General features: G+C 61.4%; 18 protein-coding genes and 1 pseudogene. 5 read left to right on the top strand and 14 right to left on the bottom strand.

All coding sequences use genetic code 11. From position 1 onward, the window contains the following. Positions 1-27 precede the first annotated feature (27 nt). The 6 genes and pseudogenes from lptE to ACHMXK_RS22835 all read right to left on the bottom strand — a co-directional run bounded on the left by lptE (position 28) and on the right by ACHMXK_RS22835 (position 5,796). Positions 28-528, bottom strand: coding sequence for an LPS assembly lipoprotein LptE (gene lptE, locus ACHMXK_RS22860; RefSeq protein WP_397442992.1), 501 nt, complete (start codon positions 526-528; stop codon positions 28-30). Positions 529-539: 11 nt separating this feature from the next. After that, positions 540-3,187: pseudogene (gene leuS / locus ACHMXK_RS22855) on the bottom strand (leucine--tRNA ligase). Positions 3,188-3,286: 99 nt separating this feature from the next. Then, a complete protein-coding gene (locus ACHMXK_RS22850; RefSeq protein ID WP_397443113.1) occupies positions 3,287-3,739 on the bottom strand; it encodes an ExbD/TolR family protein in 453 nt (150 codons plus the stop codon). A 5-nt stretch (positions 3,740-3,744) separates the two neighbouring features. Next, positions 3,745-4,389, bottom strand: coding sequence for a MotA/TolQ/ExbB proton channel family protein (locus tag ACHMXK_RS22845; RefSeq protein ID WP_397442991.1), 645 nt, complete (start codon positions 4,387-4,389; stop codon positions 3,745-3,747). A 4-nt stretch (positions 4,390-4,393) separates the two neighbouring features. Next, on the bottom strand, positions 4,394-5,227 hold the full coding sequence (dapB, locus tag ACHMXK_RS22840) for a 4-hydroxy-tetrahydrodipicolinate reductase (protein WP_397442990.1): 834 nt from the start codon (positions 5,225-5,227) through the stop codon (positions 4,394-4,396). Further along, positions 5,224-5,796, bottom strand: a complete 573-nt coding sequence (locus ACHMXK_RS22835) for an outer membrane protein assembly factor BamE (RefSeq protein ID WP_397442989.1) — start codon at positions 5,794-5,796, stop codon at positions 5,224-5,226. Before ACHMXK_RS22835 ends, dapB begins: the two co-directional genes overlap by 4 nt. A 141-nt stretch (positions 5,797-5,937) precedes the next feature. Between ACHMXK_RS22835 and fur the strand changes: the two genes are divergently transcribed. After that, positions 5,938-6,384, top strand: a complete 447-nt coding sequence (gene fur, locus ACHMXK_RS22830; RefSeq protein WP_318404148.1) for a ferric iron uptake transcriptional regulator — start codon at positions 5,938-5,940, stop codon at positions 6,382-6,384. A 195-nt stretch (positions 6,385-6,579) separates the two neighbouring features. Here fur and hprK read toward each other — a convergent pair whose 3' ends face one another. The 3 genes from hprK to hpf form a co-directional block, all read right to left on the bottom strand. Beyond that, entirely contained in the window at positions 6,580-7,530 is a 951-nt protein-coding gene (hprK, locus tag ACHMXK_RS22825; RefSeq protein WP_397442987.1) for an HPr(Ser) kinase/phosphatase, read from the bottom strand. A gap of 36 nt (positions 7,531-7,566) precedes the next feature. Further along, positions 7,567-8,040, bottom strand: coding sequence for a PTS IIA-like nitrogen regulatory protein PtsN (gene ptsN / locus ACHMXK_RS22820; RefSeq protein WP_397442986.1), 474 nt, complete (start codon positions 8,038-8,040; stop codon positions 7,567-7,569). Between the two features lie 136 nt (positions 8,041-8,176). Then, complete coding sequence (gene hpf, locus ACHMXK_RS22815) at positions 8,177-8,506, bottom strand: ribosome hibernation-promoting factor, HPF/YfiA family (RefSeq protein ID WP_318404144.1); 330 nt, start codon at positions 8,504-8,506, stop codon at positions 8,177-8,179. A gap of 451 nt (positions 8,507-8,957) precedes the next feature. Between hpf and ACHMXK_RS22810 the strand changes: the two genes are divergently transcribed. Next, positions 8,958-10,139 carry a patatin-like phospholipase family protein gene (locus tag ACHMXK_RS22810; RefSeq protein ID WP_397442985.1) on the top strand — a complete coding sequence of 394 codons (1,182 nt, stop codon included), beginning with the start codon at positions 8,958-8,960 and terminating at the stop codon, positions 10,137-10,139. Between the two features lie 208 nt (positions 10,140-10,347). Continuing rightward, positions 10,348-11,331 carry a magnesium/cobalt transporter CorA gene (gene corA, locus ACHMXK_RS22805; RefSeq protein WP_397442984.1) on the top strand — a complete coding sequence of 328 codons (984 nt, stop codon included), beginning with the start codon at positions 10,348-10,350 and terminating at the stop codon, positions 11,329-11,331. Between the two features lie 82 nt (positions 11,332-11,413). Here corA and ACHMXK_RS22800 read toward each other — a convergent pair whose 3' ends face one another. From ACHMXK_RS22800 to ACHMXK_RS22780, 5 genes are all read right to left on the bottom strand, one after another. Then, positions 11,414-12,145 carry a 5'-methylthioadenosine/adenosylhomocysteine nucleosidase gene (locus ACHMXK_RS22800; RefSeq protein WP_397442983.1) on the bottom strand — a complete coding sequence of 244 codons (732 nt, stop codon included), beginning with the start codon at positions 12,143-12,145 and terminating at the stop codon, positions 11,414-11,416. Between the two features lie 94 nt (positions 12,146-12,239). After that, entirely contained in the window at positions 12,240-13,928 is a 1,689-nt protein-coding gene (locus ACHMXK_RS22795) for a long-chain-fatty-acid--CoA ligase (protein ID WP_397442981.1), read from the bottom strand. A 156-nt stretch (positions 13,929-14,084) separates the two neighbouring features. Further along, positions 14,085-15,518 (bottom strand): NAD(P)(+) transhydrogenase (Re/Si-specific) subunit beta, encoded by a 1,434-nt coding sequence (locus tag ACHMXK_RS22790; RefSeq protein WP_397442980.1) that lies wholly within the window; start codon positions 15,516-15,518, stop codon positions 14,085-14,087. Then, positions 15,515-15,841 (bottom strand): NAD(P) transhydrogenase subunit alpha, encoded by a 327-nt coding sequence (locus tag ACHMXK_RS22785; RefSeq protein WP_397442979.1) that lies wholly within the window; start codon positions 15,839-15,841, stop codon positions 15,515-15,517. The genes ACHMXK_RS22790 and ACHMXK_RS22785 overlap by 4 nt, the downstream gene beginning before the upstream one ends. A 74-nt stretch (positions 15,842-15,915) precedes the next feature. Beyond that, the gene (locus tag ACHMXK_RS22780; RefSeq protein WP_397442977.1) at positions 15,916-17,031 is read right to left on the bottom strand and encodes a Re/Si-specific NAD(P)(+) transhydrogenase subunit alpha; all 1,116 of its coding nucleotides are present in this window, start codon (positions 17,029-17,031) and stop codon (positions 15,916-15,918) included. Between the two features lie 133 nt (positions 17,032-17,164). On the opposite strand from ACHMXK_RS22780, the gene ACHMXK_RS22775 reads away from it, so the two are divergent. Next, positions 17,165-17,662 carry an NUDIX hydrolase gene (locus tag ACHMXK_RS22775; protein ID WP_397442976.1) on the top strand — a complete coding sequence of 166 codons (498 nt, stop codon included), beginning with the start codon at positions 17,165-17,167 and terminating at the stop codon, positions 17,660-17,662. A 37-nt stretch (positions 17,663-17,699) separates the two neighbouring features. Then, positions 17,700-18,851 carry a tRNA 2-thiouridine(34) synthase MnmA gene (mnmA, locus tag ACHMXK_RS22770; RefSeq protein WP_397442975.1) on the top strand — a complete coding sequence of 384 codons (1,152 nt, stop codon included), beginning with the start codon at positions 17,700-17,702 and terminating at the stop codon, positions 18,849-18,851. Positions 18,852-18,951 lie beyond the last annotated feature (100 nt).

Genomic DNA, 18,951 nt, shown 5'->3' with positions numbered 1-18,951 from the left:
GGCCATGGCTTGCGCAGGAAATCATGCTCACAACTCCTTGACCGCGGCCAGCCGACGCAGGACCTGCTGGACGATGTCGCTCTGCATGTCGCGGTAGAGCAGTGCTTCTTCGGTTTCCTTGGCCAGCACGGCGGACTCGTTGAAGGTGATGTCGCGGTGCAGCAGAATTTCGGCGGGGGGAATCAACAGCTTGCCCGCCAGCGTGCGCAGCTGGAAACGAAAACGTGTGCGCAACTGGAACTCACGCACCTGGCCGACGGCGTTGACGCCGACCACGGTTTTTTCACGCTGATCGCCCAGTACGTCAAAGATCACGTCCGCGTCTTTGATCAGGCGCGGGTCACGGAGCACGCGCACTGTTCCGCCAGCTTCAAGGTTTCGGGTGAGTTCTGTCGCCAGCATCGAGTTTTCGGGCGCGCTGTTAAACAAGGTCTTGAACGCATAGCTGGGCGCCTTGCGCAACGCAAAGCCGCAGGCGCTCAAACCCGCCGAGGCCGCGGCGGCCACCAAAAAAATGCGACGCTGCATGGCTATCCCTTTTAGATGACGATGTTGACCAGCCGGCCTGGCACCACGACGACTTTTTTCGCCGGGGCACCGGCGGCTTGTTTGACAAACGCCTCCGAGGCCAGGGCCGCCGCTTCGATCGCGGCCTTGTCGGCGCCGGCGGGAACCGTCACAGAACCACGCAGCTTGCCGTTGATCTGCAGCACCAGTTCGATTTCGTCCTGCTGCAGCGCGCCGGGATCAACCTCGGGCCAGGGCGCGTCGAGCAGGTCACCGTATTCTGTCGCAAAGCCGAGGTCTGACCACAAGGCATGCGCCATGTGCGGCGTGGCCGGGTACAGACAACGCAGCAAAATGCCCAGGCCTTCACGCAGGGCAAAGGCTGCGCCGCTGGAGGTCTGGCCTTTGAAGTCTTCCAGCGCATTCAGCAGCTTCATGCCGCCCGACACCACCGTGTTGTATTGCATGCGCTGGTAGTCGTAGTCGACCTGTTTGAGCACGGTATGCACCTCCCGGCGCAAGGCCTGGGCTTCCTTGTCAAATACGGCTCCAGCCCTTTTTGGATGAGCGCCATCAGCTCCCAAATTCATAGCATTGAGCTTGACGCCAAAATTCCAGACCCGGCGCAGGAAGCGGTAGCTGCCTTCGACCCCGGCGTCGTTCCACTCCAGCGTGGCCTCGGGCGGCGAGGTGAACATGGTGTACAGACGCGCCGTGTCGGCGCCGTATTTTTCGATCAGGTCCTGCGGATCCACCCCGTTGTTTTTGGACTTGCTCATGGTGCCTACGCCTTCGTAGTTCACCATGGTCCCGTCTTTGCGGAGTTTGGCGCCTGTGACCTTGCCGTTTTCGTCCTGGATATCGTCCACATCGGCCGGCCAGAAATACTCGACGCCGCCTTTGGCGCCCTTGCGCGAATAGATGTGGTTGAGCACCATGCCCTGCGTCAGCAACTTGGTGAAAGGTTCATCGACCTTGACGAGGTCCAGGTCACGCATCACCTTGGTCCAGAAACGCGCGTAGAGCAAATGCAAAATCGCATGTTCGATGCCGCCTATGTACTGGTCCATGGGCATCCAGTAATTGGCGCCTTCGGCCACCATTTTTTCGTCGTTCTTCGGGTCGCAATAACGCATGAAGTACCAGGACGAATCGACAAAGGTGTCCATGGTGTCGGTCTCGCGCCGCGCGGCCTTGCCACACACGGGGCAGACCACACCGGCATGAAACCCTTCGTGTTTGTGCAAGGGGTTGCCCGAACCGTCGGGCACGCAGTCCTGCGGCAACACCACGGGCAGGTCTTTTCCGGCACCGGCACGGCGCCGTGTTCCTCGCAGTGGATGATGGGGATGGGCGTGCCCCAATAACGCTGGCGGCTCACGCCCCAGTCGCGCAAACGCCAGGTGGTTTTTTTCTCACCCAGGCCTTTGGCGGCCAAGTCGGCGGCCACGGCGTCGACACAGTCCTTGAAACCCAGACCGTCGTATTTGCCGGAGTTGATCGCCACGCCCTGCTGCTTGTCACCGTACCAGTCAGCCCAGGCCGCCGTGCTGTAGGTTTTGCCAGCGACATCGGTGACCTGTTTGATAGGCAGCTTGTATTTTTTGGCGAATTCAAAATCGCGTTCGTCGTGCGCGGGCACGCCCATGACCGCGCCGTCGCCGTAACTCATGAGCACGTAGTTGCCGACCCAGACCTCGACCTGTTCACCGGTCAGCGGATGCGTGACCATCAGCCCGGTGGGCTGGCCCTTTTTCTCCTGCGTGGCGAGTTCGGCTTCGGTGGTGCCGCCGGCCTTGCATTCTTCGATGAAGGCAGCGAGCTGGGGGTTGCTGGTCGCGGCATGCACGGCCAGCGGATGTTCGGGTGCCACGGCGCAAAAAGTCACACCCATGATGGTGTCGGCGCGTGTCGTGAAAACATACATCTTGCCGTCGCTGATCAGCGCGCCAGAACTGTTTTTGATGTCGTGCGTGAACGCAAAACGCACACCTTCACTTTTGCCAATCCAGTTTTCCTGCATCAGCTTGACGCGCTCCGGCCAGCCGGGCAGGCCGCCGCTCACGCTACCCAGCAGCTCTTCAGCGTAGGCCGTGATCTTCAGGTAATAACCGGGGATTTCACGTTTTTCGACCACCGCACCGGTGCGCCAGCCCTTGCCGTCGATGACCTGTTCGTTGGCCAGCACGGTCTGGTCCACCGGGTCCCAGTTGACGACCTGGGTCTTGCGGTAGGCGATGCCCTTGTCCAGCATTTTCAGGAACAGCCACTGGTTCCATTTGTAATAACTCGGGTCGCAGGTGGCGATCTCGCGGCTCCAGTCGATGGCCAGGCCCATCGCCTTCATCTGCTTCTTCATGTAAGCGATGTTGTCGTAAGTCCACTGCGCCGGCGGCACGCCGTTTTTCAGCGCGGCGTTTTCGGCCGGCAGGCCAAACGCGTCCCAGCCCATGGGCATGAGCACGTTGTAACCCTTCATGCGCAGGTAACGCGTGAGCATGTCGTTGATGGTGTAGTTGCGCACATGGCCCATGTGCAACTTGCCGCTGGGGTAAGGCAGCATGGAGCAAGCGTAATACTTCTTTTTGGACGTGTCTTCGGTCACGCGGTAAGCGTCCGCGGCAGTCCAGTGGGTTTGCGCATGGCGCTCAACGTCGAGATGGTTGTATTTGTCTTGCATGGCGCACGGAAAAGAAAAAATGACAAGGCAGCACAATGCTGCCGACTGCAGGGATTTTAGGCGCTGAACCCGCCGGGCTGGGTCGCAGCGTCAGCAGGCTCAGGGCCGGACGACTGGCGCGGCCGGGGTGGCGGCGGTTTTCGGGGCATCTGCGACAAAACCGATGCGGTTCAGCCCGGCTTTTTGGGCCATTCCCATGACCTCGACGATCTTGCCATAAGGTACGGTTTCATCGGCGCGCAGTTGCACTTCGGTGTCGGGATTGCGTGCGGCGCTTTGCTGCAGGCTCTGGGTCAGCTGGGCCGGCGTCATCGCCTGATCGTTCAGATAGGTCTGGCCGGCCTTGTCGACCACCAAGGTGACGTATTTGGGCGCTTCATTCGGCTGGGTCGCATCACTTTTCGGCAAATCGAGCTTGATGGAGCCGGCCAGCAAAGGTGCGGTGAGGATAAAAATCACCACCAGCACCAGCATCACATCGACCAGCGGCGTGACATTGATCTCGCTCATGGGCTGGGCGCCGGGGGTGCGTTCAAGCCGACCAAAGCCCACGACAGTCAATCCTTGCGGCTGAGCAAGAGTTCACGCAGGTCGCGCGCAAACCCTTCCAGATCGGCTTCGATGCGGTTGATACGGCGGCCAAAGATGTTGTAAGCCAGCACCGCCGGGATCGCCACCGCCAGGCCGGCGGCCGTCATGATCAGGGCCTCGCCGACCGGGCCCGAGACCTTGTCGATGGTGATCTGGCCGGCGGCGGCCATCCCCACCAGTGCATGGTAAATACCCCAGACCGTTCCCAGCAGGCCGACAAACGGTGCGGTGGAGCCGACGGTGGCCAGCAAGACCTGACCGTGCTGCAGCTTGTTCAAAACGGCATGCAAGGCATCGCGCAACACACGTGTCAGTTGCTGGGATTTGTCGCCGGCCGAGGCCAGGGTACCGCTGGCCTGCAGGTTGGTGGCGGTGATCAGGGGAAGAACCAGTGCTTCACGGTCGAAGGCAGCGACTTTTTGCTGCGCGTCGGTGATCGCCGTGGACTGCCAGAACACCGCCGTGCTGCGCGCCACATCGCCGCTCGCCCGCTGGAGCAGCCAGGCTTTCCAGACAATCACGACCCAACTTGCCACGGACATCGCCAGCAGCAAGACCGCCACCAGGCCAGTCACGGCGTCGCCCTGGGTGATCAGCGCGAGCACGTTCATCGTGTCACTTCAGATTCAGCACGTCAAACATGTCGAACAGACCGGTACGCTGGCCGGCCAGAAAGCGCGCTGCACGCAAACTGCCTTGCGTATAACCTGCCCGGCTGGACGACTTGTGGCTGATCTCTATGCGCTCGCCGGTCCCCAGGAACATCACGGTGTGGTCGCCCACCACGTCGCCGCCGCGTATGGCGGCAAAACCGATGGAGGACGGGTCACGTTCGCCGGTCACACCTTCGCGGGCATAAACCGCGCAGTCTTTGAGGTCGCGACCCAGCGCGCCGGCAATCACCTCGCCCATCTTGAGCGCGGTGCCCGAAGGCGCATCCACCTTGTGGCGGTGGTGGGCTTCGATGATTTCAATGTCGTAACCAGTGGCCATGGCCTTGGCCGCCATCTCCAGCAGCTTGAGTGTGACGTTGACGCCCACACTCATGTTGGGCGCCATGACGATGGCGATGTCTTTGGCGGCTGCGGCGATTTCGGCTTTTTGCGCGTCGGAAAACCCGGTCGTGCCTATCACCAGCTTGACGCCGAGTTCACGGCATTTGGCCAGGTGCACCATCGTGCCTTCGGGCCGCGTGAAGTCGATCAGCACCTGCGAGCCGCTCAGGCCGGTCGTCAGGTCTGCCGTGATGGCGATGCCGCTAGCATGGCCCAGAAAAGCCGTGGCGTCGGAGCCCAGGCCCGGGCTGCTGGCCACATCCAGGGCGCCGGTCAGCTGGCAGTCGTCGCTGGCGCGCACGGCCTCGACCAGCATCTGGCCCATGCGGCCACTGGCACCGGCCACGGCAATACGAAGGCGGGCTGCACCGCCGGCAATGTTGGCCGCGCTCACTTGGACGCGCTTTCCAGCGGTGGGTAGCTGGTGGCCGGCGCCAGGGGCGCGGGCGTTGTCACCGGGGCGGCCGCAGTGCTGCTGGCAGGTTTCTTTTCCATGGCCTTGAGTTGCTCGTCCGTCAGCTCCAGCACCGGCACCTTGCCGAGCTTGCGGCGGGTATCGAGCTTGGAGACAAATTCAGTTTCGCTGGGCATGGTGTCGCCCTCAAAACGCTCCAAAGCGTCGTTCTTGAAAAACACGGTGAGCTTGAGCGACTGCGGCTCGGCGCCCTGGCGCCTGAAAGTAAATACATAGTCCCAGCGATCGGCGTGGAACACACTGGTCAGCAAGGGCGTGCCCAGCACTTCGCGCACCTGCGCCCTGCCCATGCCGGGTTTGAGCAGCTCCACCTGCTCCTTGGACACAAAGTTGCCCTGGACAATATCAATTTTGTAAGGGGTGATCCAGTTGACGGGGTTGACTTTGCTTTCGCTCAAGCCGCTTTTCATGCTGCCGCAGGCGGCCAGCCCGACGCACGCCAGAACGGTAAGAGCGGTTTGGATGCCGTAACGGTATTTTGCAGACATGGGATAGGGTGTAGCGATATGATCAATCATTGTAGCGGCAGGGTGCCGCCCTGCCCGAGCACCCCCACTGTCCTGCGGGCCGGCTTTGACGCCCCCGCCTTGCGACCCTTTTTTATGCCCTCTTTTCCTCAGGATATGTCCATGAGCAACATCGACGAACTCAAAAACACCGGTCTGAAAGCGACACTGCCACGCCTGAAGATCCTCGAAATTTTCCAGGCCGGCAAACAGCGGCACATGACGGCCGAAGACGTCTTCCGGGTCTTGCTGGAAGACCGCTCCGACATCGGACTGGCCACGGTGTACCGGGTGTTGACCCAATTCGAGCAGGCCGGCCTGCTCAACCGCAGCAACTTCGAGTCCGGCAAAGCCGTTTATGAAATCAACGAAGGCCAGCACCACGACCACCTGGTGTGCCTGGATTGCGGCAAGGTCGAAGAGTTTTACGATGCGGAAATTGAAAAACGCCAACACGCGGTCGCCAAGGCCAAGGGTTTTGCGATTGCCGACCACTCGCTGTCCATGTACGCCAACTGCACCAAGGACAAGTGCCCGAACCGGCCGACCTCGCCGCGGCACCATGGCTGAAGTGGCCTGACAGGCGGCTTTCCCTCAAAGCTTCAAGAAAAATAGGGCTCTAGCCCTTGATGGACGGGCGCAAACAGCTATCAATTTGATAGCAACCGGAGGTTGCCAGCAATTTTCCGCCGGGCCGCCCCAAGGAAAATTAGCCCCCAGGAGGGGTAGCGCAGTGCGCGAAGCGACAAGCGCAGGGGCTTATTTCTAGCCGCCCCGCTCCATCGCCTGGCGGTGCCGGTCGACAAATTCCTTGTAGGTATCTATGCCGCGCAACTGCAAAATGACGTTGCGCACCGCCGCCTCCACCAGTACCGCGATATTGCGCCCGGCCACCACCTGGATCACGACCTTGCGCACCGGAATGCCCAGCACGTCCTGCGTCAGCGGTTCATAGGGAATCCGTTCGTACTCGCGCTCCAGCGTCTCGCGCCGCACCAGGTGCACGATGAGTTTGAGCCGCATCTTGCGCCGCACCGCGGTTTCACCAAAAATCGCCTTGATGTCGAGCAGGCCAATGCCGCGCACTTCCAGCAGGTTTTGCAGCAGTTCCGGGCAGCGGCCCTCGATGGTGGTCTGGTTGATGCGGTACAAATCCACCGCGTCGTCGGCCACCAGGCCGTGGCCGCGCGAAATCAGCTCCAGGCCCAGTTCGCTTTTGCCCAGGCCCGACTCACCGGTAATCATCAAACCCACGCCCAGAATGTCCATGAACACGCCGTGCATGGAGGTGCGGTCGGCAAAATGTTTGGACAAATAGGCCCTGAGCACGTCGATCACAAAGGCGGCCGACTCCTTGGTCGCAAACATCGGGATCTGGGCGCGTTCGCACATCGACAGCAGGGTATCGGGTGCGACCTGGCCGTCGGCAATGATCAGCACCGGCGGCTCCAGGGTGACGATGCGCGCAATCCGGCGCGCACAGTCTTCGGGACTGGCGCTGGTCAGGTAGGCGACCTCGCGCTCTCCCAGTATCTGTACCCGGTAGGGATGGATGTAGTTGAGGTAACCGACCAGGTCGGCTCCGGAGCGGGCGGCGCGCACCGCCACCTCGTCAAAGCGTCGCTCCGAAGCGCCCAGACCGGCAATCCATTCCCACTTCAGGGCGGCGCGGTGGTCCTCGAACAGGACATCGGCACTGACGACGGTAGGCTTCATGCCCGCTTAGTCCGCGAAAAAACCGGGCTCATGTAGTCAGGAGCTGACGGCGTGGCTGGACTGCCAGGAGGCAATCAGCTGATGCAGCGCGGCCGCATCGGTGCTGGCCTTGAGTTGTTCGCGCAAGGCACTGTCGCTGAGCAATTCGGCAATTTCGGACAGGATTTCCAGGTGTTTCTGGGTCGCCGCCTCGGGCACCAGCAGAAAAATCAGCAAGGCCACCGCTTGCTCGTCGGGCGCATCAAAACCGATCGGGGTCCGCAACTGGAACAGCGCCGCCATGGGCGCCTTCAGGCCCTTGATACGGCCGTGGGGAATGGCCACGCCATGGCCCAGACCGGTCGAACCCAGGCGCTCACGCGCGAACAGGCTGTCGGTGATCAACGCGCGGTTCAGGCCATGCTGATTTTCAAACAGCAGGCCGGCTTCTTCAAAAGCGCGTTTTTTGCTGGTGGCTTCAACACTCACCAGCACTTGGGTAGGGGGCAATATTTGCGAAAGACGGTTCATAACGATCTTTTAGTCGCCGAATTATGCACTTTCGCAAGGAGAGGGGCATGATGGGCGCAAAAAAGCCGCCTCGTTGACCGGGCGGCTTTCAGATTTTGCTTCAAATTTTCAGCGGGAAAACCATCCCGCCCGCCCATCACGCCAGCCGTTTGACGGTCTCGTGGTGATGATCCTGGGTTTTGGTCTTGTAACGCCCGACCTGGCGGTCCAGTTTGTCGGTCAACTCATCGACCGCGGCGTACAAATCAGCATGTGAACTTTCGGCAAACAGATCACGCCCCTTGACGCGTACGTTGCACTCCGCTTTCTGTCGTCTATCCTTTTCCGTCATGTTGTCCACTGTCAAAAGGACTTTTACATCTACTACCTGATCAAAATGCCTGGTAATTCGATCCAGCTTGCTGGTCACATAGCCGCGCAGGGCGGGTGTCACTTCAAGATGGTGGCCGCTGATCGTCAAATTCATAAAGAGACTCCTTTTCCATGGCTGGAGGGGGGTTAAAAACACCGCTTTGGCAAGGGTGCAAAACGGCGGACGGGCAACTCTCTTGCTTTCACTATGCGCCCGAACCCTGGCAAAAACAATCCCGCGCCGCAACAAAAAATGCAACGGTCTGCAAAGGCGCTTGACGGCCGTTTCTGGCGAACTTGCAAGCCCCAAAAATCGCGGTCGGCCACGCCGCAAGAGTTGTTGATTTGTATGGTGTTTTTGCAGTCACCGACAAACCGCCGGTGGCCCAGGGCAGCTTGCAGCCACTCGAAGGCTGCAGCGAAAGGCCTGCTACTTTGCTCAAGCTTTTGGCAAGACCGTGGTCGCCGCCGCCGCGCCTCTTGCGCAACGCCGTCCTAGAATCAGGACCGGTTCCCTCACGTCTAACCGGGCAGCGCATGGACACCCCTCAGGCCAAGTTCTTTTTATGTCTGCCCCAGGCCTGAACGCCCTGGTGCTGATGGGCGGCGGCGCCCGCACCGCTTACCAGGCCGGCGTGTTACAGGCGCTGGCCCGCATCCTGAGCCTGCAGGGCGACAGCGCCCAGCCCTTCCCGTTCAAGATCCTGGCCGGCACCTCGGCCGGCGCGCTCAATGCCAGCTACCTGGCCAGCCGGGCCGGCCAAGGCCTGGCCGCGTTCGAGCAACTGGCCGAGTTCTGGACCACGCTGCGTTCGGCGCAGGTCTATGAACTCAAGGTGCCGGGCTGGATACGCTCCAGCCGGATTGCCGCCGCCCTGTTTTTGTCGCAACATGTGCGCAAACAACAGGCTTTTTTGAACAACACGCCGCTGGTGAACACCTTGCACCGCGTGATCTCCCTGCCCAACATCGACCAGGCCTTGCAGGACAACACCCTGCTGGCGCTGGCCGTGACGGCGTCGAGTTATTCCAGCGGTGTGCATTGGACGTTTTGTCAAACCGCGCGCGGCGACAGCGCCGGTTTGTGGGACCGGCCGGGCCGGCGCGCCGAGTTCCAGCCCATCACCATCGAACACCTGGCGGCCTCCAGCGCCATTCCCTTTCTTTTTCCGGCCACGCCTTTGTGGGTGGACGGCCACCGCGAGTATTTTGGCGACGGCTCCATGCGCCAGAGCGCACCGCTGTCGTCGGCCTTACATCTGGGCGCCAACAAAATCCTGGTGATAGGCGTCGGCCAGCCGGAACGCGCCGGTCTGGCGGGCAATGGCAACCCGTCCGTCGCGGCCCGGCCTACCCTGGGCGCCATTGCCGGTCACGCCCTGGCCAGCGTTTTTCAGGACACCTTGCAAGCCGATGTCGAACAAGCCCAGCGCGTGACCCACACGCTGCGCCAGATGCCGAGAGAAACGGCCGCCCTGATGCCTTACCGGGCGGTCGACGTGCTGGCCATCGCCCCGTCGCAGTCCCTGGACGCGCTGGCCCAGGCCCAGGCCGGCGAACTGCCCGCCGCCACCTACAACGCCATGGCCGGCCTGGGCGCGCTGGGCTCGCGGAGCGGCCCCAGCGGCGCGGCCCTGGCCAGCTACCTCTTGTTTGAACCGGGTTTTATCCGGGCGCTGATGGCCCTGGGGGAGCGCGACGCCTATACGCGCAAGGACGAATTGCTGGCCTTTTTTGGCCTGGTTTAGGGCCGGGAACAGGTGCTTGAAGCCGGGCTGATGCCATAATCACGCCATCTTAATGATGGAGAAATCCTTGGAAAGCAGCCCCAGTCGCTAGCTTTCAACGCCGCAGACTGATGTTGCCGGGGTTGAAAGCGATGCCACCATCCGCAACCCCCGCCGTCCACCCGGTTAAGCCCTGGTGCCGGTGCCCCAAACCGATTGGGAACCAGTCATGCTCAATATTTTCACGCTCGCCAACGGGCGCCTGTTCCAGGAAGAAATCGAATCCCTGGAAGAGCTCTCCAAGTTCCAGCCCATCTGGGTTGATCTGGAATCACCCACGCTGGAAGAAAAGCGCTGGATCAAACAGTATTACGGCCTGTCGATTCCCGAAGACGCGATGGACGAGGACATTGAGGAGTCCGCCCGTTTCTACGAAGAAGACAACGGCGAGTTACATATCCGCTCCGACTTCCTGATTGCCGACGACGAACCCCGCACGGTGCGGGTCGCCTTCATCCTGAACCTGGTCAACGACAACCTCAAAAGCAAGGGTGTGCTGTTTTCCATCCACGACGAAGACGTGCCGGTGTTCCGGCTGCTGCGCATGCGTGCGCGCCGCGCGCCGGGCCTGCTGGAAGACGCCAAGGAAGTGTTGCTCAAGCTGTTCGACGCCGATGCCGAATATTCGGCCGACACCCTGGAAGGCATTTACGACGAGCTCGAAAAAGTCAGCACCAAGGTCTTGTCCGGCGACGTGACCGACGCCCTGGCTGGCGAAGTGCTGGGCGCCATCGCCCGCCACGAAGACTTGAACGGCCGCATACGCCGCAATGTGATGGACACCCGCCGCGCCGTCAGCTTCATGATGCGCAGCAAGATGCTGAACGCCGAACAATTCGAGGAAGCGCGGCAAATCCTGCGCGACATCGACTCGCTGGACTCACACACGGCCTTCCTGTTCGACAAGATCAACTTCTTGATGGATGCCACCGTCGGTTTCATCAACATCAACCAGAACAAGATCATCAAGATTTTCTCGGTGGCCAGCGTCGCCCTGCTGCCGCCCACCCTGATCGCCAGCGTCTACGGCATGAACTTCAAGTTCATGCCCGAACTTGACTGGTCACTGGGTTACCACTATGCCCTGGCCCTGATGGTGGCCAGCGCCGTGGTGCCCATGATTTATTTCAGGAAACGCGGCTGGCTGAAATAGGGGTTTTGTGCGGCCTGGGGCCGCACTTGTGAATGAAATTGGCCTCCAACCCATATAGAGTGAGCGCAAGCAGCTATTGTTTTTATAGCGACTGCAGCAGCTGCCGCACCATGGCCTGCGCATACAGGCTGGCCACGTCCCGGACAAACACCGGGAAATCTACATGCGCCTGGTCGTCGGCGCGGTCGGAAATGGTGCGCACCGCGGCAAACGGCAGGCCGTAGTCAAAACACACTTGCGCCACCGCGGCGCCTTCCATTTCCACCGCCAGCACCGCATGGCCCTGGTCCTGCAAGGACTCCCGCAAGGCTTGCGCCTCCTGCGCGCCGGAGACAAAACGGTCGCCGCTGGCGATCAGGCCATGGTGCAGCGTCACCGTTGGGGACAGCGCCAGGCCTTGCAGACTCGCCCGCCCCGCCGCCAGCAGCAAGGCACTCAGCGCCGCATCACAGGCAAAGCGGCTTTGGCCGTACAGCGGCACTTCGTAACGCGGAAAAATCGGCGAGGCGTCGAGGTCGTGCTGCACAAACTCGGTCGCCACCACCACATCGCCGACTCGCACCCCGGCCCCCAAACCGCCGGCCACACCGGTGAACACAATCCGGCTCACCTTGAAACGTTCGATCAGCGCGGTGGCGGTGGTGGCCGCCGCGACCTTGCCTATGCGCGACAAGGCCAGCACCACGGGCTGGCCGTACAAGCTGCCTTGCCAGAAGTCGCGGCCGGCGTGATTGATTTTTTGCGGCTGCTGCAGCAGTTCGAGCAAGCCCTGCTGCTCTTCGGCCAGGGCACTGAGAATGGCGGTGAAAGTCATGGCCGCCAGTGTGCCCGAAATGGCCGGCTCGCCAGCGCTGGCCCAAAGAAAAAGGCGGCCTGAGCCGCCTTGAATCCGTCTGCGCGCGCAGAGCTTACTTCTTGTCGCGTAATTCGCGGCGCAGGATTTTGCCGACCGGGGTTTTGGGCAGTTCGGTGCGGAACTCCACCACCTTGGGCTGTTTGTAACCGGTCAGGTTGGCCTTGCAGAACTCGCGCACCTGGGCTTCGGTCAGGTCAGGGTTTTTCTTGACGATGACCAGCTTGACGGCTTCGCCCGACTTGTCGTCGACCACACCGACGCAGGCGCATTCCATCACACCTTCCATGCCGGAGACCACGTCTTCGACCTCGTTCGGGTAGACGTTGAAACCGCTGACCAGGATCATGTCTTTCTTGCGGTCCACGATCTTGAAAAAACCGCGCTCGTCCACGATGCCGATGTCGCCGGATTTGAAATAACCGTCGGGTGTCATGACCTTGGCGGTTTCATCGGGACGTTGCCAGTAACCGGCCATCACCTGCGGGCCCTTGATGGCGATTTCGCCGGGCTGGCCGGCCGGCACTTCGTTGCCGTCATCGTCCAGCAGCTTGAAATACGTGCCCGGAATCGGCACACCTATGGTGCCGGTGAAGGCTTTGCTGTTGGTGGGGTTGCAACTGGCCGAAGGCGAGGTTTCCGACAGGCCATAACCTTCACATACCGGGCAGCCGGTTTTTTCCAGCCACAACTTGGCGACGGCACTTTGCACCGCCATGCCGCCGCCCAGCGACACCTTCAGGTGCGACCAGTCCACGGTGTTGAAGTCGGGGTGGTTGGCCAAGCCGTTGAACAAGGTGTTGACGGCCGGGAAGCTGTGAATCTTGTGTTTGGCCAGCTCCTTGAGCACGGCCGGTAGATCGCGCGGATTCGGGATCAGGATGTTTTTGCCGCCGGTGCGCATGCCCAGCATCATGTTCACCGTGAAGGCGAAGATATGGTACAGCGGCAACGCGCACACATAGGTGGGCTGCACCCCGGCCACCATGCTGGCCATGGCCGGGCCGTTCCAGGCTTCGGATTGCAACACATTGGCGATCACATTGCGGTGCAGCAGCACCGCGCCTTTGGACACACCGGTGGTGCCGCCCGTGTATTGCAGCACCGCCACGTCGTCGGGCTTGAGTTCGGGGCGCTTGAGCGTGCCGCGTGTGCCTTGCGCCACCGCGTCGTTGAACCGCACGGCGCCGGGCAAATTAAAAGCCGGCACCATCTTCTTGACATTGCGCACCACGTAGTTGACCAGCGCGCCCTTGAGCATGCCCAGCTGGTCGCCCATGGCCGTCAGCACCACATGTTTGACCGGCGTGTTGGCGATACACTGCTCCAGCGTGCCGGCGAAGTTTTCGATGATGACAATCGCCTTGGCGCCGGAGTCCTTGAGCTGGTGCTCCAGTTCGCGCGGGGTGTACAGCGGATTGACATTGACCACCACAAAACCGGCACGCAGGATGGCCGCCACCGTCACCGGGTATTGCGGCACGTTGGGCATCATGATGGCGACGCGGTCGCCCTTGACCAGACCCAGCCCCTGCAGATAAGCCGCAAAGGCCTGCGACAGGCTGTCGGTCTGGGCAAAGGTGATGTCCTTGCCCATGAAACTGTAAGCCACGCTGCTGCCGTTTTTGCGGAAGCTTTCTTCCATCAGCGCCACCAGCGACGGATACTGGGAGGCGTCGATGTCGGCAGGCACGCCCGGGGGATAGGCCTTCAGCCAGGGACGCTCAGCGGTGGATGCGGTCATGCTTGTCTTCTCCAGATTACGATTGAATATCAGCCACGGATTTTCATGGCTTCACCCTCTGCGGGGTTATTACGTTTTCCCTAGGAAACCTGGAAATTAGAGGGGGAAACCCTCTAATTCCAATCTTTTGGCAGCAAGACAGCCAAACGGCGGCAATTACTCGATGGCTTTGCCCATGTCTTCAATGACTTTTTTGGCATCGCCAAACACCATCATGGTTTTGTCCATGTAGAACAACTCGTTGTCCAGACCGGCATAACCGGCGGCCATGGAACGTTTGTTGACGATCACGGTTTTGGCCTTGTAGGCCTCCAGAATCGGCATGCCGTAAATCGCGCTGCCCTTGACATGTGCGGCGGGGTTCACCACGTCGTTGGCGCCCAGGATGATGGCCACGTCGGCCTGGCCAAACTCGGCGTTGATGTCTTCCATCTCGAAGACCTGGTCGTAAGGCACTTCGGCTTCGGCCAGCAACACATTCATGTGGCCGGGCATACGGCCAGCCACCGGGTGAATCGCGTATTTGACATTCACACCCTTGTGGATGAGTTTTTCGGCCAGTTCGTTCACGGCATGTTGGGCACGCGCCACCGCCAGGCCATAACCCGGCACGATGATGACGGTTTCGGCATTGCTCAGGATGTAGGCCGCATCATCGGCCGAACCCGACTTGACCGGCCGCTGCTCTTTGGCGCCGGCCACGGCCGTGCCCGCTTCGCCGCCGAAGCCGCCCAGGATCACGTTGAAGAAGGAACGGTTCATCGCCTTGCACATGATGTAGGACAGGATGGCACCGGAGGAGCCGACCAGCGAACCGGCAACAATCAGCATGGCGTTGTTCAGCGAAAAACCAATACCGGCCGCGGCCCAGCCCGAGTAGCTGTTGAGCATGGACACCACCACCGGCATGTCGGCGCCGCCGATGGGGATGATGATCAACACACCCAGCACAAATGACAGTGCCAGCATCGCGAAGAAAGCCGTCCAGTTGCCGGTGAACATGAACACCAGGCCCAGCACCAAGGTCGCCACACCCAGCACCAGGTTCAGCATGTGCTGGCCGGCGAAGGTGACCGGCGCGCCCTGGAACAGGCGGAACTTGTATTTGCCGCTGAGTTTGCCGAAGGCAATCACCGAGCCGCTGAAGGTGATGGCGCCAATCGCCGCCCCCAGGAACAACTCCAGCCGGTTGCCGGCCGGGATCGCGGCCGTCGACAAGCCATGCGCCACGATGCCGAAAGCATCGGGCTCGGCCATGGCCGCCACGGCGATAAACACCGCGGCCAGGCCGATCATGCTGTGCATGAAGGCGACCAGCTCGGGCATCTTGGTCATCTCGACGCGTTTGGCCATCAAGGTACCCACGCCGCCGCCGACCACCAGCGCGGCCAGCACATACACCATGCCTGTGGCCTTGCCGCCGGCGGTTTCAACAATCAGCGCACCGGTGGTGAGCACGGCAATTGCCATGCCGACCATGCCGAACAGGTTGCCGCGAATCGAGGTCGTGGGATGGGACAGGCCTTTGAGCGCCTGGATAAAACAGACGGAAGCCACCAGGTACAGCAGCGTGACGAGATTCATGCTCATTTCGCGGCTCCTGCGTCAACGGCGACGACTTTCTTTTCTTTCTTGCGGAACATCTCCAGCATGCGGCGCGTGACCAGAAAGCCACCGAACACATTGACGGCGGCCAGCGCCACGGCCAGCACGCCCATGGTTTTGCCGAGCGGCGTGACCGTCAAGGCGGCGGCCAACATGGCGCCGACAATCACAATCGCCGAAATGGCGTTGGTCACCGCCATCAGCGGTGTGTGCAGGGCGGGCGTGACGGTCCACACCACGTGGTAACCCACGTAAATGGCCAGCACAAAGATGATGAGGTTGATGATGGTGGGTGACACGGCATCCATGGTCTTCTTCTCCTGGTGAGCTGGCCTTGCCGCCAGCCACTGAAATGGTTGATTTCTTTGAACTTCGCGAAAGCTTATTTGCGCTTGACGTCGCCGCCCTGGGTCATCAGGCAGGCCGCCACGATGTCGTCTTCCAGGTCGATGTTGAGGATACCGTCCTTGCTGATGATCAGCTTGAGGAAGTCCAGCAGGTTGCGCGCATACAGCGCGCTGGCGTCGGCCGCCACCAGCGCCGGCAGATTGGTCTCGCCGATCAGGGTGACGCCGTGTTTGATCACGGTTTTGCCGGGCTCGGTCAACGGGCAGTTGCCGCCTTGCGGCGCGGCCAGGTCGACAATCACGCTGCCGGGTTTCATGGCCTTGACCATCTCTTCGGTCACCAGCACGGGGGCGGCGCGGCCCGGGATCAAGGCGGTGGTGATCACCACATCGGCCTGGGCCACACGTTTGGCGACCTCGGCCTTTTGCCGCTCCAGCCAGCTGGGCGGCATGGGTTTGGCGTAACCACCGACACCGACGGCGGCTTCGCGCTCTTCGTCGGTCTCGTAAGGCACGTCGATGAACTTGGCGCCCAGCGACTCGACCTGTTCCTTGACACTGGGCCGCACATCGCTGGCTTCAATCACCGCGCCCAGGCGCTTGGCCGTGGCAATGGCTTGCAAGCCGGCCACACCGACACCCAGGATCACCACGCGGGCGGCCTTGACGGTGCCGGCGGCGGTCATCAACATGGGGAAAAAGCGCTGGTAGTTGTCCGCCGCCATCATCACGGCCTTGTAGCCGGCGATGTTGGCCTGCGAGGACAAGACGTCCATGCTTTGCGCACGGCTGGTGCGCGGCGCGGCTTCCAGCGCAAACGCGGTCAGTTGGGCGCCAGCCAGGCGTTGCAGGCCAGTCGCATCAAAGGGGTTGAGCATGCCGACCAGCACCGAGCCGGCCTTGGCCAGACCGATTTCGCTGTCCAGCGGGCAACGCACCTTGAGCACGATGTCGGCAGCGTAGGCGCCGGCGGCATCGGTGATCTCGGCGCCGGCGGCGGCATAGGCCTCGTCCGGCACGCTGGCAGCGACGCCGGCACCCGACTGGATGCTGACGGTGTGACCCTGGCTTTTGAGTTTTTTAACCGTCTCTGGCGTGACGGCGACGCGTGTTTCCCCCGCCGTGATTTCGGCCGGTACCCCTATTCGCATGCGTGTCTCCTCGTTGCGTGTATGTCGTTCTGGGTGAAATTAAAGCTGTCGGCAAGCTTACATGAAGTTTCGCGCCTTTTTGGCCGACCGGTAACAGGGCCGGTACGAGCCCGCCGCCGCTGATAATGAAGCGATGAACACACGATGGAAACCCAACGTCACGGTCGCGGCGATTATTGAGCGGGAGGGCAAATTCCTGCTGGTGGAAGAACACACGCAAGACGGCCTGCGCCTGAACAACCCGGCGGGCCACCTGGACCCGGGCGAAAGTCCGGCCCAGGCCTGCGTGCGGGAAACGCTGGAAGAAACCGCGTTTCACTTTCGGCCCGATGCGCTGACCGGCATCTATATGTCGCGCTTCGAGCGGCCGGTGCCCGGCCAGGACATCCCGCTGGACGTCACCTATTTGCGCTTTGCTTTTTGTGGCACCCTGGGTGACGAGGTGATTGGCCAGGCGCTGGACGACGGCATTGTGCGCGCCTTGTGGCTCAGCCCCGAAGAGATCCGGGCTTGTGCCCACATACACCGCAGCCCCTTGCTGCTGACCTGTATGGAAGACTACCTGGCCGGCAAACGTTATCCGCTGGACCTCATCACGACCGACCCCAGCGTTTACGACACAAAACCCTGAAACCGCCCGATTCAGGCCGCCCGCCTAAAATCCGGCGATGCAAAAACAACGCATTGTGGTCGGTTTAAGTGGCGGCGTGGACTCCGCGGTGACGGCGCACCTGCTCAAACAGCAGGGCCACGAGGTCATAGGCATCTTCATGAAAAACTGGGAAGATGACGATGACAGCGAGTTCTGCTCGTCCAACATCGACTTTGTCGACGCGGCCGCCGTGGCCGACGTGATCGGCATCGAGATCGAACATGTCAACTTCGCCGCCGACTACAAGGACCGGGTGTTTGCCGAATTTTTGCGCGAATACCAGGCCGGCCGCACGCCCAACCCCGACATCCTGTGCAACGCCGAGATCAAGTTCAAGGCCTTTTTAGACCACGCGATGCGCCTGGGCGCCGAAAAAATCGCCACCGGCCACTATGCACGCGTGCGCCAGAACAGCGCCACCGGCCTGCACGAACTGCTCAAAGGCCTGGACCCGGCCAAGGACCAAAGCTACTTTTTGCACCGCCTGAACCAGGCCCAGCTGTCCAAAACCCTGTTCCCGGTCGGCGAGCTGCACAAGACCGAGGTGCGGCGTATCGCCGACGAGATCGGCCTGCCCAACGCCAAGAAAAAAGACTCGACCGGCATTTGTTTTATCGGTGAGCGGCCGTTTCGTGATTTTCTGAACCGCTACATCGCCAAGGCGCCGGGCCCCATCAAAAACGACAAGGGCCGGGTGCTGGGAGAACATGTGGGCCTTTCTTTTTACACCCTGGGTCAGCGCCAGGGTCTAGGCATAGGCGGCGTGAAAGCGCGCGGCGCCGAACTCAAGGCGGTGCAGGCGCTGGGCCAGCGCGGCGTGGGCGAACACGAGCCCTGGTTTGTGGCACGCAAGGACATGGACAGCAACACCTTGTGGGTGGTGCAAGGCCACGACCACCCCTGGTTGTTGTCGACGGTGTTGCAGACCCAGGATTGCAGCTGGGTCGCCGGCACGCCGCCCGCCCAAGGGGCGATGGCCGCCAAAACGCGTTACCGCCAAGCCGACGCGGCTTGCACCCTGGTCGCGTCATCGGCGACCCAGGCCGAGTTGTCGTTTGAGCAGCCGCAGTGGGCCGTGACGCCGGGCCAGTCGGCCGTGGTCTACCAGGGCGAGGTCTGCCTGGGTGGCGGCGTGATCACCGCCAGCAATGTGCAGAACCTGCTTTAAACCCGGCTTTTCAGCCTTTTCTTAAGCCAAATCAGCCTTCGGCCCTTGATGGTTGGGCGCAAGCAGCTATGAATTAAATAGCGACTGCGACCCGCCTTCG

Source organism: Polaromonas sp. UC242_47 (genome assembly GCF_044452385.1).
GTDB lineage: Bacteria > Pseudomonadota > Gammaproteobacteria > Burkholderiales > Burkholderiaceae_C > Polaromonas.
Note: the sequence above shows the minus strand (reverse complement) of the source record. Positions and strands in the feature narration are given on the sequence as shown.

Bases quoted from the DNA above. Each gene is read 5' to 3' on its own strand.
- lptE (WP_397442992.1), bottom strand. From the start codon at position 528: ATGCAGCGTCGCATTTTTTTGGTGGCCGCCGCGGCCTCGGCGGGTTTG.
- ACHMXK_RS22845 (WP_397442991.1), bottom strand. From the start codon at position 4,389: ATGAACGTGCTCGCGCTGATCACCCAGGGCGACGCCGTGACTGGCCTG.
- ACHMXK_RS22835 (WP_397442989.1), bottom strand. From the start codon at position 5,796: ATGTCTGCAAAATACCGTTACGGCATCCAAACCGCTCTTACCGTTCTG.
- fur (WP_318404148.1), top strand. From the start codon at position 5,938: ATGAGCAACATCGACGAACTCAAAAACACCGGTCTGAAAGCGACACTG.
- hprK (WP_397442987.1), bottom strand. From the start codon at position 7,530: ATGAAGCCTACCGTCGTCAGTGCCGATGTCCTGTTCGAGGACCACCGC.
- ptsN (WP_397442986.1), bottom strand. From the start codon at position 8,040: ATGAACCGTCTTTCGCAAATATTGCCCCCTACCCAAGTGCTGGTGAGT.
- hpf (WP_318404144.1), bottom strand. From the start codon at position 8,506: ATGAATTTGACGATCAGCGGCCACCATCTTGAAGTGACACCCGCCCTG.
- ACHMXK_RS22810 (WP_397442985.1), top strand. From the start codon at position 8,958: ATGTCTGCCCCAGGCCTGAACGCCCTGGTGCTGATGGGCGGCGGCGCC.
- corA (WP_397442984.1), top strand. From the start codon at position 10,348: ATGCTCAATATTTTCACGCTCGCCAACGGGCGCCTGTTCCAGGAAGAA.
- ACHMXK_RS22800 (WP_397442983.1), bottom strand. From the start codon at position 12,145: ATGACTTTCACCGCCATTCTCAGTGCCCTGGCCGAAGAGCAGCAGGGC.
- ACHMXK_RS22795 (WP_397442981.1), bottom strand. From the start codon at position 13,928: ATGACCGCATCCACCGCTGAGCGTCCCTGGCTGAAGGCCTATCCCCCG.
- ACHMXK_RS22790 (WP_397442980.1), bottom strand. From the start codon at position 15,518: ATGAGCATGAATCTCGTCACGCTGCTGTACCTGGTGGCTTCCGTCTGT.
- ACHMXK_RS22785 (WP_397442979.1), bottom strand. From the start codon at position 15,841: ATGGATGCCGTGTCACCCACCATCATCAACCTCATCATCTTTGTGCTG.
- ACHMXK_RS22780 (WP_397442977.1), bottom strand. From the start codon at position 17,031: ATGCGAATAGGGGTACCGGCCGAAATCACGGCGGGGGAAACACGCGTC.
- ACHMXK_RS22775 (WP_397442976.1), top strand. From the start codon at position 17,165: ATGAACACACGATGGAAACCCAACGTCACGGTCGCGGCGATTATTGAG.
- mnmA (WP_397442975.1), top strand. From the start codon at position 17,700: ATGCAAAAACAACGCATTGTGGTCGGTTTAAGTGGCGGCGTGGACTCC.